18 protein-coding genes are annotated in these 13631 nt (G+C 45.3%); 10 read left to right on the forward strand and 8 right to left on the reverse strand.

Translation table 11 applies throughout. The features are described 5' to 3' along the window. Positions 1-4: 4 nt before the first annotated feature. Positions 5-316, forward strand: coding sequence for a chaperone modulator CbpM (locus ICV38_RS06120; protein WP_215378369.1), 312 nt, complete (start codon positions 5-7; stop codon positions 314-316). Positions 317-319: 3 nt separating this feature from the next. On the opposite strand, the gene ICV38_RS06125 is transcribed toward ICV38_RS06120, so the two are convergent. Beyond that, positions 320-2236 (reverse strand): ATP-binding cassette domain-containing protein, encoded by a 1917-nt coding sequence (locus ICV38_RS06125; protein WP_215378371.1) that lies wholly within the window; start codon positions 2234-2236, stop codon positions 320-322. A gap of 67 nt (positions 2237-2303) precedes the next feature. Between ICV38_RS06125 and ICV38_RS06130 the strand changes: the two genes are divergently transcribed. Next, the gene (locus ICV38_RS06130; RefSeq protein ID WP_215378373.1) at positions 2304-2903 is read left to right on the forward strand and encodes an AAA family ATPase; all 600 of its coding nucleotides are present in this window, start codon (positions 2304-2306) and stop codon (positions 2901-2903) included. 16 nt (positions 2904-2919) lie between these two features. Here ICV38_RS06130 and ICV38_RS06135 read toward each other — a convergent pair whose 3' ends face one another. Together ICV38_RS06135 and ICV38_RS06140 are read right to left on the reverse strand one after the other, a co-directional pair. Then, a complete protein-coding gene (locus tag ICV38_RS06135) occupies positions 2920-4530 on the reverse strand; it encodes an NAD(P)/FAD-dependent oxidoreductase (protein WP_215378375.1) in 1611 nt (536 codons plus the stop codon). A 27-nt stretch (positions 4531-4557) separates the two neighbouring features. Continuing rightward, positions 4558-5544 carry a tripartite tricarboxylate transporter substrate-binding protein gene (locus ICV38_RS06140; RefSeq protein ID WP_215378377.1) on the reverse strand — a complete coding sequence of 329 codons (987 nt, stop codon included), beginning with the start codon at positions 5542-5544 and terminating at the stop codon, positions 4558-4560. A 78-nt stretch (positions 5545-5622) separates the two neighbouring features. Here ICV38_RS06140 and ICV38_RS06145 point away from each other — a divergent pair, with 78 nt between their 5' ends. Together ICV38_RS06145 and ICV38_RS06150 are read left to right on the forward strand one after the other, a co-directional pair. Beyond that, entirely contained in the window at positions 5623-6171 is a 549-nt protein-coding gene (locus ICV38_RS06145) for a YaeQ family protein (protein ID WP_215378379.1), read from the forward strand. A gap of 20 nt (positions 6172-6191) precedes the next feature. Beyond that, positions 6192-6608: a putative toxin-antitoxin system toxin component, PIN family gene (locus tag ICV38_RS06150; protein ID WP_215378381.1), complete on the forward strand. Its 417-nt coding sequence runs from the start codon at positions 6192-6194 to the stop codon at positions 6606-6608. Between the two features lie 18 nt (positions 6609-6626). Here the strand turns inward: ICV38_RS06150 and ICV38_RS06155 are convergent, their stop codons facing one another. Then, positions 6627-7625: an LLM class flavin-dependent oxidoreductase gene (locus ICV38_RS06155; RefSeq protein ID WP_215378383.1), complete on the reverse strand. Its 999-nt coding sequence runs from the start codon at positions 7623-7625 to the stop codon at positions 6627-6629. Between the two features lie 29 nt (positions 7626-7654). Here ICV38_RS06155 and ICV38_RS06160 point away from each other — a divergent pair, with 29 nt between their 5' ends. The 3 genes from ICV38_RS06160 to ICV38_RS06170 are packed head-to-tail and all read left to right on the forward strand — an operon-like array spanning position 7655 to position 8496. Beyond that, positions 7655-7876: a hypothetical protein gene (locus ICV38_RS06160; protein WP_215378385.1), complete on the forward strand. Its 222-nt coding sequence runs from the start codon at positions 7655-7657 to the stop codon at positions 7874-7876. Between the two features lie 14 nt (positions 7877-7890). Next, a complete protein-coding gene (locus ICV38_RS06165; protein WP_128112435.1) occupies positions 7891-8088 on the forward strand; it encodes a SlyX family protein in 198 nt (65 codons plus the stop codon). 57 nt (positions 8089-8145) lie between these two features. Then, positions 8146-8496, forward strand: coding sequence for a phage holin family protein (locus ICV38_RS06170; protein ID WP_251368283.1), 351 nt, complete (start codon positions 8146-8148; stop codon positions 8494-8496). An 11-nt stretch (positions 8497-8507) separates the two neighbouring features. Here ICV38_RS06170 and ICV38_RS06175 read toward each other — a convergent pair whose 3' ends face one another. After that, positions 8508-10331 (reverse strand): AsmA family protein, encoded by a 1824-nt coding sequence (locus ICV38_RS06175; RefSeq protein WP_215378388.1) that lies wholly within the window; start codon positions 10329-10331, stop codon positions 8508-8510. Between the two features lie 38 nt (positions 10332-10369). Here ICV38_RS06175 and ICV38_RS06180 point away from each other — a divergent pair, with 38 nt between their 5' ends. Further along, positions 10370-10711: a zinc ribbon domain-containing protein YjdM gene (locus ICV38_RS06180; RefSeq protein ID WP_215378390.1), complete on the forward strand. Its 342-nt coding sequence runs from the start codon at positions 10370-10372 to the stop codon at positions 10709-10711. Between the two features lie 10 nt (positions 10712-10721). Here ICV38_RS06180 and ICV38_RS06185 read toward each other — a convergent pair whose 3' ends face one another. Continuing rightward, positions 10722-10940, reverse strand: a complete 219-nt coding sequence (locus tag ICV38_RS06185) for a YdcH family protein (RefSeq protein ID WP_215378392.1) — start codon at positions 10938-10940, stop codon at positions 10722-10724. Positions 10941-11166: 226 nt separating this feature from the next. Between ICV38_RS06185 and ICV38_RS06190 the strand changes: the two genes are divergently transcribed. Next, entirely contained in the window at positions 11167-12009 is an 843-nt protein-coding gene (locus ICV38_RS06190) for a hypothetical protein (RefSeq protein ID WP_215378393.1), read from the forward strand. Positions 12010-12030: 21 nt separating this feature from the next. Here ICV38_RS06190 and ICV38_RS06195 read toward each other — a convergent pair whose 3' ends face one another. After that, a complete protein-coding gene (locus ICV38_RS06195; protein ID WP_215378395.1) occupies positions 12031-12306 on the reverse strand; it encodes a hypothetical protein in 276 nt (91 codons plus the stop codon). Between the two features lie 70 nt (positions 12307-12376). Between ICV38_RS06195 and ICV38_RS06200 the strand changes: the two genes are divergently transcribed. Beyond that, positions 12377-13033: a DsbA family oxidoreductase gene (locus ICV38_RS06200; RefSeq protein WP_215378397.1), complete on the forward strand. Its 657-nt coding sequence runs from the start codon at positions 12377-12379 to the stop codon at positions 13031-13033. Between the two features lie 48 nt (positions 13034-13081). On the opposite strand, the gene ICV38_RS06205 is transcribed toward ICV38_RS06200, so the two are convergent. Beyond that, the gene (locus ICV38_RS06205) at positions 13082-13615 is read right to left on the reverse strand and encodes a superoxide dismutase family protein (RefSeq protein WP_215378399.1); all 534 of its coding nucleotides are present in this window, start codon (positions 13613-13615) and stop codon (positions 13082-13084) included. Positions 13616-13631: the final 16 nt, after the last annotated feature.

Raw genomic sequence — 13631 nt, forward strand, 5'->3', positions numbered from 1 at the left:
TGAGATGAACCAAACGAATATCACCTGGATTGAAGGTAGCGTTGTTGAAAATGAAGTGCACATGAGTATTGTCGAGCTCTCTCATGCCTCACGCACGCCAGAAGAAATGATCATGTCATGGGTTACCGAGGGTGTACTGAGCCCTACTGGATCATCCCCTCAAGATTGGCGCTTTGGTGGCGACTCATTAAGAAGAGCAAAGACCGCGGCACATCTCACTCACGATTTAGAACTTAATGTTCCGGGAGTAGCGCTTACTTTGGATCTTCTTGATGAAATTGCTGAGCTTCGCGCACGTCTTCAGCGTGGCGAGTAATGATTAAGGCTCGGAGCGGCTCAAGAGTTGCTCCCAGCGCTGTAATTTTTGTTCAAGCTGTTCGGTAATTTCACTTAAGCGCGCCTGCATACTGGCGGCCAACTCAGGCTCATTTTTATAAAGGTCTGGATTGCTCATCGCAATGCCAATATCAGCCTGCTCTGTTTCAAGCTCTTCGATTTGTAAAGGCAAGGCTTCAAGCTCTTGGCGCTCTTTACCATTGAGCTTTTGTACACCACTCTTTGCTACTGGCTTTACTTCCGCAACTGGCTCAGGCTTTGCTTCCGCCTTAAGCGCCATCTTTGGATTAGAGTTTGCAGCGCGAATTTTGTCTGAACGGGCTTTTTGAATCTTCCAATCTTCATAGCCACCTTCATACTCACGCCAGAAACCGTCACCTTCATTGGCGATGATGCTAGTGACAACGTTATCTAAGAAGTAACGGTCATGACTAACCAAGAAAACCGTGCCCTTATAGTCTTGTAGTAACTGCTCCAGCAAATCCAAGGTGTCAATATCTAAGTCATTGGTTGGTTCATCCAAAACCAAGACGTTTGCAGGACGTGCAAATAAACGAGCCAGCAAAAGACGATTGCGCTCGCCACCAGATAAGGTGCTTACCGGTGAATTCGTTCTCTCAGGCGCAAATAAAAAATCACTCAAGTAACTCTTAACGTGTTTTTTATTGCCATTGATTTCAATCCACTCACTGCCAGGGCTAATGTAGTCTTCAAGGGATGCATTCAGATCAAGACCTTCGCGCATCTGGTCAAAGTAAGCCACCTCAATACGAGTCCCCATCGTGGCTGTACCAGAGTCTGGTGCAATTGTTCCAAGAATGAGTTTGAGTAAGGTAGTTTTACCTGCGCCGTTCGGCCCCAGTAAGCCAACCTTATCGCCACGCAATATGGTTGCCGTAAAGTCTTTCACAATTGGCCTACCGTAAGACTTGCTGACATTCTCAAGTTCAGCCACGATCTTGCCACTGCGGTCTCCCGCGGACACTGCTAGCTTCACCTGACCCATAGCATCTCTGCGTTCAGCACGGCTAGTACGAAGCTTTTCGAGACGAGCGATTCGGGCAACACTTCGTGTACGACGCGCCTCCACTCCTTTACGTATCCAAACCTCTTCTTGCGCCAACAACTTATCAGCTCTTGCATTGGCAAGGGACTCTGCGTTGAGTTCTTGCTCTTTCAGCACTTCGTATTGCGTAAAGTTTCCTGGATAGCTACGCAAAATGCCACGATCAAGCTCCACAATTTGGGTACAAACGTTATCCAAGAAGGCTCGATCATGGGTAATCAAGATGACAGAGCCTTGGTACTCTTTAAGAAGTTCTTCTAACCATGCAATGGAATCCAAATCCAAATGGTTAGTTGGCTCATCTAGCAAAAGGACATCTGGCATTTCAACTAAGGCGCGAGCCAAAGCGACACGCTTTTTAGTACCACCAGACAGATTGCTAATCTTTTGCTCAGAATCAAGATGTAAGCGGTCTAAGGTTTCATGAACTCGCTGCTCCCAATTCCAACCACTTAAAGCTTCGAGTTTGGATTGCACTTCATCCAGTCGATGATGGGCGTCATCATCCCACTCGCCTACGCTCAGAGCCTCATACTCTTCTCGCAGGGCTTTAGCTTCAGCTACGCCCTTTGATACTGCCTCAAATACAGTTTCCTCAGCCTCAAAAATAGGCTCCTGAGGAACATAAGAGATGCGCAGGCCCTGTTGGTATTGCAGTAAGCCATCATCCATTTTTTCAATGCCAGCCAGGATCTTCAATAAAGAAGACTTACCAGTGCCATTGCGGCCAATTAAGCCAACACGCTCACCAGATTCGAGTGAAAAAGCAGTGTTTGCGAGGAGGTCAACGTGGCCGAAAGCCAGTTTTGCATCTGTGAGTACGATTAAAGCCATGGAGACATTATCGTCACTTCAGAGAAACAGGAGATATTTCTGCCAATTTCTGCGAGACTAGCTATAAATGATCTGCAAACTCAGTCCTTCCGCGCCCCGCCTCATCCTCTTTGCAGGACATGCAGGCACAGGCAAGTCCACCTTAGCCAAGAAAGCGCTGCCACTCATCATTGAGAAAACAGGTGAGGACTTTTTCTTTTTAGATAAGGATACGGTCTACGGTGACTATAGCGCACACGTGATGGAGCTCACTACCCAGAACCCTAATGACCGTGACAGCCCCTACTATCTTGAGAATTTACGCGATTGGGAATACCGAGGATTAATTGATATCGCTCGTGAAAACCTATTGCTTGGCGTCAATGTGATTTTAGTGGGTCCATTTTCTAAAGAAATACAGAGCGGTAGGATGTTTAATCCGCAAGCGCTAGGTATACCTGCTCAAACAAAAATTTCAATTGCATGGATTGATCTAGATGAGAATGAAGCCAGAATACGGATGCAAAAGCGTGGCGACTCTAGAGACGAGTGGAAGCTTGCCCACTGGAATGAATACGTCAAACGCAGAAATGATCCGCCCGCGCATACGGCAATTAGACGATTTGACAATCACATTTTTGAAGTGACAAGTTTTGAAAAGCTGATTGATGATCTCGTGAAAATATGAATAGATATCTTGGTAACTAAGAAAGATAGTCAAGCGCTACTGCTTCTGCTACTTTAATCCCATCAACTCCAGCAGACAAGATTCCGCCCGCATATCCAGCACCCTCACCCGCCGGATAGAGTCCTTTAATGTTCAAACTCTGAAAGTTCGGACCACGGGTAATGCGCAAAGGCGAAGAGGTTCTCGTTTCAACACCCGTTAGCACAGCATCTTTCATGGAGAAGCCTTTGATTTGTTTCTCAAACGCAGGTAGCGCTTCACGTATTGCCTCAATTGCATAAGCAGGCAAAGCATCAGCCAGGTCTGTTAAGTGAACCCCTGGTTTGTAAGAAGGTAGAACGCTACCAAACTCAGTTGAGGGCTTGCCTTCAATAAAGTCTCCCACTAATTGACCTGGAGCTTCATACGTTCCACCGCCTAATTCAAAAGCCTTAGACTCTAATTGGCGTTGAAATTCAATCCCTGCTAGCGGACCACCGGGATAATCTTCTGGAGTAATGCCAACCACAATGCCAGCATTAGCATTGCGCTCATTGCGAGAGTATTGGCTCATACCGTTCGTCACGACGCGATTGGGCTCTGAGGCAGCAGCGACCACAGTTCCCCCTGGGCACATACAGAAGCTATAGACCGCACGACCATTCTTGGCGTGATGGACTAACTTATAGTCAGCGGCGCCAATCAATTCATTTCCTGCGTGAGGACCCAAGCGCGCTTTGTCAATTAAAGACTGTGGGTGCTCAATTCGAAAGCCTACCGAGAAAGGTTTAGCCTCCATGAATACGCCCGCATCATGCAAAGCCTTAAAAGTGTCACGTGCACTATGCCCCAATGCCAATATCACATGATTGGCAGCCAAATCCGGATGACCTTCAATCTTGACACCAGTAATTTGCTCATTCTCAATATCAAAGCCAATAACCTTTTGTGAAAAACGAATCTCTCCGCCTAAATCAATAATCTCTTGGCGAATCTTTTCCACCATTCCAACTAAGCGAAATGTTCCGATATGGGGTTTAGCAACATACTGAATTTCAGGAGGTGCACCTGCCTTCACAAACTCATTAATGACCTTGCGACCATAAAACTTAGGATCTTTAATTTGGCTATAGAGCTTTCCATCAGAGAATGTTCCAGCCCCACCCTCACCAAACTGCACATTTGATTCTGGATTAAGAATATTTTTTCGCCAAAGACCCCAAGTGTCTTGTGTACGTTCGCGGACTTGCTTACCACGCTCAAGAACGATTGGCTTATATCCCATCTGCGCCAATACTAGTGCAGCAAATATGCCGCATGGGCCAAAACCAATGACTACTGGGCGCAATGCTTTTCCTGTTTCAATCGTTTCTGGTGCTTTAGCGACGAAGTGATAACTCGTATCTGGTGAAAGTCTTACGTGGCTATCGTTTGAAAATTGCTTGAGTACCGCCTTTTCATTCTTCACCGATAAATCTATCGTATAAATAAAAGCGAGGGCTACATTTTTGCGGGCATCATAGCTCCGCTTAAAAATCTCAAAAGAGATTAAATCTTTTGGAGATAATTTAAGGCGCTTCAAAATTGCCGCCTCAATCTCTTCTGGGGCGTGATGAATCGGTAGGCGTAGCTCAGTGATACGAATCATGGGTCTCTACGATACACAAGTATTGATCTATTCAGCTCTTGCACCGGAGGCTTTGACGACATTTGCCATCCGCACATAGTCTCTGACTAATAGCTGATTGAACTCCATGGGAGAAAGATTGCCTATTTCAATACCTTGACGGCGCATACGCTCGATAATCTCTGGCTGCTTTAATAACTTGGTCATCTCAGACTGCATCTTCGTGATAACTGCTTTTGGAGTACCAGCGGGTGAAAGCAATCCAAACCAACTATCAAAGACGTAACCTTTTACGGTATTGCCTATGGGAGGTACGCCTGGAACGAATGGGGATGGTTTCTCTGAAGAAACGCCTAAGAAACGCACTCTGGAATCATTTGCAAAAGGAAGAGCCGCTACATTGGCAGCAATCACTGCCTGTGCGCGCCCTGCTAGTAACTCAGTAATCGCATCACCGGTACCTTTAGTAGGAATGTGGACGAGATTGATGCCAGCCATACTATCAAAATAAGCCATTGCCAAATGTGAAGCGCTGCCATTACCAGCGCTGGCATAGTTATATTGCCCTGGATTTGCTTTTGCTAGCGCAATGAACTCAGCCACCGACTTTGCTGGAAACTCGGCATTCGTCATCATGATGTAACTGCTAGTGCCAATGTAGGCAGCGCCCGTGAAATCCTTGATCGGATCAAAACTCAGTTTGTTAAACAAACTGCCATTAATGTTGTGACTGGCTGCAGCCAATAAAAAGGTATACCCATCCGGCGCAGATTTGCCAACAATTCCAGTGCCGACGGTGCCGCCTGCGCCTGCTTTGTTCTCAACTACGACAGGTTCACCGAGTGCTGCGCCCAACTCATTTGAAAACGATCTTGCCAATGCATCCTGAACGCTACCAGGAGAAAAAGGAACAACGATCTTTATAGGCCTAGATGGCCATGTATCAGCCATCGCTGCCGGATGAAAGCTCACAGCACAAATACCAAGCAAGAAAGTGGCTACTAAGCGAATTTTCCAGGTAATAGCAGTACTCATATTGGCCCTAAGGGTGGAATTGACTACCAAAATGATACGGCAATCTGGGGCACCCTCATTTAAGGGCGATAATGCCTTATGGCCCTACGCTCAACCATTCATAAAGCCGACCTTCATGTCGCAGATTCAGACCGCCACTACTACAGCAGTCACTCCCTCACTATCGCCAGACACCCGTCGGAGACTGATGAGCGGATGATGGTCAGAATCATCGCTTTTGCACTACAGGCCCATGAGGACCTTACCTTTACCAAAGGCTTGAGTGATAACGATGAACCAGATCTTTGGATTAAAGACCTCACCGATGCCATTAAGCTTTGGATCGAAATTGGTCAACCAGATGAGCGTCGTATTCTGAAAGCCTGCGGTAGATCAGACCAAGTTATTGTTTATTGCTATGGTGGCCATACGAGCAAAATTTGGTGGGATGGCATCGCGAATAAACTCAATCGTGCCCGCAATCTCCAAATTATCTCGATCCCTGCAGAGCAAGCCAATGAACTCAATAAACTGGTGGAGCGCAGCATGGTGATTCATGTCAATGTTCAAGACGGTGAAGTTTATGTCTCTTCAGACAAAGGCCAGGTCACGATTACGCCTGAACTCTGGCGCAATCATCAACATTAACTCAAATCCAGCTTGACCGAATGAAGTCTGTTGTCTTAGATACCAATGTCTTACTAGACATCTTTGTTTTTAATGACTTTAGAGCAGTTCATCTCAAGCAGGCTTTAATCGACCGGCAAGTCGATGCCTTAGCCACCTCTAAAACACTTGAAGAGTTTGCTGATGTGATTAGTCGCCCCCTCTTCTGTCTCGAGCAAGAGGTACAAGACAGAATCCTATCTCAATGGCACTCTATCGCGAGAGTCTTAGACGATGAGACTTTGTTGATTGCCCCTTGGCAATGCCAAGACCCAGACGATCAAGTCTTTTTAAATCTAGCTTACACCGCAAAGCCATCCCTACTGATTAGCAAAGACAATGAAGTACTTAAGCTTGCTAATAGAGCTATCAAAGAAGATCTTTTGATTACGTCTGACTACAGTACTATTGTCGGGTAGATGCCTTGCAGTAAAAACCTATAGACTTTGAGCAGCCTTAGCTGCGATCTCAAATGATTTAAGGCGTGCTTGGTGATCAAAGATTTGGCCAGTAAATAAGATTTCATTTGCACCCGTACGGTCTAGCCAAGTTCGCATTCCCGTTTTAATGGTTTCGAGCGAACCAACTACCGAGACCTGCAATGTATGAGCTGCGGCCGCCTGCTCATGTGGATCGCAGAACTCATCAAGATTGGCGATAGGAGGCGGTAGTTGACCTCGGGTATTACGGCGCATCCGGACCACGTTTTGCTGCAAGCTAGTAAAGAGATGTTGTGCCTCTTTATCTGTATCTGCTGCAACAACATTCATGACAAAAGCAGAGTAAGGAGTTGCTTGCTGCGCAGAAGGTTTAAAGAGTTCGCGATAAATCGACATCGCTTCTAATAGTTGGTCTGGGGCAAAGTGTGATGCAAAGGCATAAGGCAAGCCAAAGTGCGCAGCCAATTGCGCCCCATAGAGACTAGAGCCCAAGATCCATATTGGTACATTGGTATTCGCACCTGGAATAGCCTTTACTGACTGGCCATCCTGAATCGGTCCAAAGTAATGCTGCAACTCTCGCACATCTTGTGGAAAGCGGTCATCACTACCCAGCAAATCCCGACGTAATGCACGAGCCGTCATCTGATCGGTTCCGGGCGCACGACCTAAGCCCAATTCAATCCGACCAGGATAGAGAGACTCTAAGGTACCAAATTGTTCTGCAATCACTAATGGGGCGTGATTTGGCAACATCACTCCGCCAGAACCTAATTTGATGCGGTTGGTACCTGCGGCTAGGTATCCAATGAGCACTGCGGTGGCCGAACTAGCGTTACCCGTCATATTGTGATGCTCAGCTACCCAATAACGGGTGTAGCCCCACTCCTCTGCATGTTGAGCCACGTCTAGAGAGTTGCGCAGTGCATCTGCAGCGGTAAATCCCTGCGGAATAGGAGATATATCTAGAATGGAGTACGGGATGGAATTAGCCATCACCAAATCATACCGAGAAAGTACGTTTTATGAGTAAACCCAAAATGGCTGATCCCGATGACGGTCTCTTCAAGCCCGGCGCAAAATTGAGGCACAAAAAGACTGGCGGATTTTATAAAGTAGTTCTTCTAGCGAATGTGGAAGCAAACTTAGAGCCAGCTTATGTCTACGAATCGCTGCAGTCACATGATTTTTGGATCAGACCACAGGCGGAGATGGAAGATGGTCGCTTTGAACTCATTACCGAATAGACAGGGCAAGTAATATGACTGAGGACAGAATCACCAATCTAGAAATCAAGTTGAGCTTTACCGAGGATCTCATTGAAAAACTCAATGAGACCGTCTACAAGCAGCAACAGCAAATTGAATTTTTGTATCGCGAACTCAAAGCCATTAAAGAGCAGGCCAGTAGCGGTGGCGGAGGTGGCAGCTTGAAAGATGAAATTCCACCCCATTATTAATGGTGGCTTACTGTATAAACGCTTTAACATTCCAGATTAACTACCAGCAAGGAATCAATCATGAGTAACTTAACGCTATTTCTAGTCCAATGGGGCTTAACTTCTTTGTCTCTATGGGTGGCTAGCTATCTCTTTAGCGGCCTCCGCTTTGCAGATAGTGGCTCACTGTTGATTGCTGCTCTAGTTTTGGGTTTTGCTAACGCAATCATTAAGCCCTTGTTGATTCTACTCACGCTGCCATTAACCGTGGTTACCATGGGCCTGTTCTTGCTGGTGGTTAACGCATTGGTATTGATGCTGGTATCTGCTGTTGTTAGTGGCTTTACGATCTCCAGCTTCTGGACCGCATTCTTCGCCAGCATCTTTATTTCATTATTCAGTTTATTTGTTAGCGGCTTAGTTTTCTAGATTGCCACTAGCTAGTTCGCGCCTGGGTAAATATCTGGCCAAGGATGTAGTGCTGCTTTGCAGGGTTGCGACTTGGTCGCGAGTGATTTAGCATTCTCAGCCAAGATCGTTGCGCCACCTGTCAATATTCCTAAGCCGATCGACACTGCGCTATTGACTACGCCCTCTTTATTCACCCCAGCCTGAGGATTGAGCAAGGTTCCTTGGAGTTTTACCAATCCAGCTAGATTAACGCCTGTTGTTAACCCAGACTTTTCTCTAGGATCAATCTTGACATTCAAGGTTTCAGTTTTTAAGTCTATCGAGCCAGAAAGAACAATGTCAAGGCGATCGGTGACTACTCCAATAGAGTTATTTAAGGCAATCTGACCGTTACTCATTGGCAAGTAAAACACTGCACACTCCAAAATAGTTTGGTCTGTTTTCTTGCGTAAGGGATTAATCGCATCAACTACGGTAATCATCAAATCACCGCCCTTATTAATAAATTGAGAATCAATGCTTCCCTTGCCTATAGAGACTTGAATGGCACCATTTGCCCTGCTAGCTAATTGATGCATAGATGTTCCAGAGCTTCGTAGATTAACGGCAAGTTCCGCATCTCCGTCCTTGACCTTGGTGCCCGAATCAACTGCATCCATTAGCTGCTCAAGGGTGAAGCCCTTAGCCGTACCTTTGAGAGATAAAGTTGGGTTTAATCCTTGAAATTGCAAGACGCTAGCTTGCACTTGAGCACTTCCCTTGCCAAGACCAAAAGAAAGATCATTCACATGAAAATTAGAGCCATCAAAGACAACATTTCCTTTAACAGCAGTCATGGGCACACGACCGGGGAAACTGAGCTCATCGATATTGATTGCTAGTTTTCCATTTGCTTGGGGCAATAGATTAAAAGGTAAAACATCTTCACCAAAAAGAAATTTTCTTTGGGCTTTATTAGAATTGCTACCGGCGACTTGTTTACCACCTGAGCCAGCAAGTGCTGCACTACCAGCCAAAGGGCCAAGCTCAAATGATTTAGAACTTAAATGAAGATCAAAGGTGGGCAATGATTTCGGCTTCTTATCAATTTGGCCGTTGATATTCAATACTTTTCCATTCACCATGAGACTCAAATCGATCGGCATTTTGACTGAATTGGTGCTCCAGTCATCCAATGCATCATGAAGATTTCCAGTCGTGCCTTTCATTTCCAGTTGATAGTTGGCATACTTTGCTTGAGCCAATATTTCTGTTTTAGTACTTCTACCAACGATGGAGAGCTTAGGTATTGCAATGAGGGTGCGATCTGAACCAAAACTCTGATAGCTAAGGTTTGCATCAGTCATATTCAGACTCCTGATTCTGACTGGATCGACTGGATCGACTTGATCAGAAGAGGAACTATTTGCAGCAGACTGAGTACTATTGCCCGCACTACCCCCCAATGAAACTGGTGGCGTGAAATCCCAATTCCCATCACCTGATTGATTCGTTTGCAAGTGAGCTTCTACTCCACTTAGATTAATGGCATTAAATGCAATCTCTTTCTTTAGTAGAGGAAGTACTTCGATATCCAGCTCCACATGCCTGACCGTCAACATATCCGTCTTATCGGCCCAAGATGCATTGCTAAGCGACACTTGCTCAGCAGTAATACCCAAGGCTGGAAATAACTTCAGACTAACGGGGCCCGCAATCCTTAAGTCACGGCCAGTAGCTTCTTTTACAGATGAGCTGAGTAACTGGGTGAGTCGCGCTGGATCAATGCCTGATGCTACATACCAGATGCCAACAGCACCAATACCAAAAACCGTTGCCGCTACTACTAAAAAGATTTTGTGTGATTTGTTCATTTCGCCTCATTCTATATGGCTAGACTAAAATGACGGCTATGAGTACTGATAACCTACCAAAATGTCCCGCCTGCCAGGAAGACATGACCTACCTTGATGGAGTCAACTATGTTTGTGCTCAATGTGGTCATGAGTGGTCAATGGCTACTACAGCAGAGGAAGAAGCTGAGTTGATAGTGAAAGATGCCAATGGGAATCTACTTGCGGATGGCGATACAGTTACCCTCATTAAAGACCTAAAGGTCAAAGGATCTTCAACAACCTTAAAAGTGGGCACTAAGATTAAGGGCATTCGCCTGGTCTCTGGTGACCATGAAGTCGATTGCAAAACAGAAGCAGGCAATATGTTGCTCAAAGCCTGCTTCTTGAAAAAAGCTTAATAGACCAGCATTAACTGGCACTAGCTTTCTTTAGCGCCGCATAAATCTGGTCTTTGAGCAGCAATTTTTCTTTTTTCAAAGTTTCAATTTCCTCTGGGGTGCTCGGCTCTTTATGATCTTCCATGCGCAAAATCTTTGCATCCAAGTTATTGTGCTTATCAAAGAGATGAGAAAAGTGACGATCTGTTGTCTTTAACTTGGTAATTAACTCGCGATATTCTGGAAACATAGAATTCCTCATTGAGAAGTAACTGGGTTTATTAATACTGCTGATTCCAGTGTATCAATCCCAACCCCAGAGAACAATAAGCTAAGAAATATTTATATTTCACAGGGACCCTTGCAATTAACAGGAAAAACCCCATATACCTTTGATTATTAATGTAATTAATTTGCAGTAATATGAACACGTGCTGAAGCACATTATTAACTACCAAATAGAAGGGTAATAAACCATGGCTACAAAGAAGTCGACAGCAAAAAAGAAAGTAGCTACTAAGGTGGTAAAAAAAGCCCCTACAAAGAAAGTCGTTAAGAAGGTTGCTACCAAAAAAGTAGCCGCTAAGAAGACAATGAAAAAGGTAGTGAAACCAGCAGCAAAGAAAGCGGCCAAAAAGACTGTTGCTAAACAAGCACCGGCTAAGAAACCAGCAGCAAAGAAAGCGGCCAAAAAGACTGTTGCAAAACCTGCAGCCAAATCATCCAAGGTTGATCAATATGGCCTTGAAAAAGATGACGAGTTTTATGGCCTCTACTTTGCTAAATCAACCAGCAAAGGTTTAGTTGAAGTTAAACCCTGCACCTTTTCCCTCATGTATTGGTGGAAAGGTTTGCTTGGCTATCCTGACATGATTGAAATCTCTAAAGGTAGCAATACTGCCATGTTGCAGTTTGAGTCTACTTTTGGCGGTGGCGATTCAGGTGAAACTGAATTAACCGAGCAAGATGTTTTAGATATTGATCACATTATTGAAGTTGATGAAGAAGAAATGCTGATCTCCCTCTACTCCTACGTGCCTATTCCGGTACCAGAGAAGTTAGTTGGGGCATTGAGCCTATCTATCCTCAACATCAATCCTGAAACACGCTATGGCAGCCTAGAGCTGTGCTCTACCGAGAATGAAGATGGTGAAACTGAGCACTTCTTGCGGTACCGTGCAGCGACTTACTTGCGCGGCATTAAATCAGGCAAGGTCGAAGCGATCGAGAGCATGGTTACCAATGGCTCTGAGTTTTTTGGCCTTGCTTTAGATGCAATGTGTGTCAACAAGTCCATTAAGAAGTGGCTGCTTAGCTAAACCAAGCATCACATTCTTGTCTTATCTACATAAATAGTTGTACGTCATCGGAAAGCGGTCATTGACCGTTTTTCGACTGTCGATAATCGTTGCAGTTCTCTTTCCGAGCTTCTTACATTCTGCAAGAGCCATTTCCTGAGCCTCTTCCTCTTTAGCATCCTTCGGAGAGTGCACCCCTATCGTTCCATCAGACTGCTGATACACACCAAATCTACTTGGCGGAGTTGAGCAGGCCGACAATAAGATGGCAAGGCAGAGCACTAAGAAAATAGAGGATTGGCTAACATTCAGTTTCATAGAAACTACTCTATCAGATTTGCACACCCCCTATTCACCTTACATACTCATTATCTGTAGAATCAAAACCATGAAACCGACCATCAAAATTGACTTTGTATCCGATGTTGCCTGCCCTTGGTGTGCTGTAGGCCTTGGCAATTTAAATCAAGCCATGGCAAAGCTGAGTGATCAGTTCAATTTTGAGGTTCATTTCCGTCCGTTTGAGCTGAATCCAAAGATGCCTCAAGGCGGCCAAGATGCCATTGAACATCTCACTGAAAAATATGGTTTGTCAGTAGAGCAAGTAAAAGCCAATCAAGCTAATATCCGAGCCAAAGCATTAGAGGCCGGATTTGAGTTTCATCCAGAAGGTAGGAAACGGGTTTACAACACCTTCAATGCCCATCGCCTTCTCTATTGGGCGGCCAAAGAATTTAATCTCGAGAAGCAGGCGCTCTTAAAGAAAGAATTGCTCAGTACTTATTTTTGCCTAGCAGTTAGCCTAGATGATCCAGAAAACCTTCTTGATGCAGTGAGTCGTGCAGGACTAGACTGCAATAGAGCGCGGCACGTTCTCAGTGGGGATGAATTTACTCAAGAGGTCAGAACTGAAGAGAGCACTTACACCAACTTAGGCATCAACTCTGTGCCCTCAATTATTCTGAATGATCAATATCTATTGCAAGGGGCACAGCCACCTGAGCAATTTATCAATGCGTTTGAGCAACTGGGCAAGCAGGCTTAAATACAAAGGGTGCCAGCTCACTAGCCGGCACCCTTGGATTTAAAAGATTTACTTAATCAAGCCACAAGCAATGCGTGGACCAGAGTTACCTGCAGGTTGAGACTTGTAGTCATCTGGGTCTCTATGAACAACTACCGAGCGACCAACAATTCCGGTTGGCCCAGTATTGACAGCAAAACCATGCAACTTAGCTGTATACACTGCATTGCCATTGGCATCGGATTTAATGTTTGGCAAATCACCAGCATGATTCATACCGCTATCAGGCACGCCATGCATCTTGGTCTCAGGATTAAAGTGTCCGCCAGCGCTCATTGCATCTGGAGCGGAGCAGTCCCCTTTTTCATGAACATGAAAACCTTGCTCAGAATTGGGTTTTAAGCCAGAGAATTTACCGTTTATTAATACGTCATGGCCTTGCCAAGTGAAGTTGACCTCACCCTTGGCCTGTGAGCCTGATCTAGAATCTAAGGTAGCGCTCGCTTTTTGACCTGTACCCTGCTCCATGGATTGACAAGCTACAAGCGAAAATAGACCCGCAACCGCTGTGGCAAGAAGTAAATGGGTTTTTCTGATGTTCATGAGTGACTCCGTAATA

The organism is Polynucleobacter sp. MG-6-Vaara-E2 (genome assembly GCF_018687695.1).
Classification (GTDB): domain Bacteria; phylum Pseudomonadota; class Gammaproteobacteria; order Burkholderiales; family Burkholderiaceae; genus Polynucleobacter.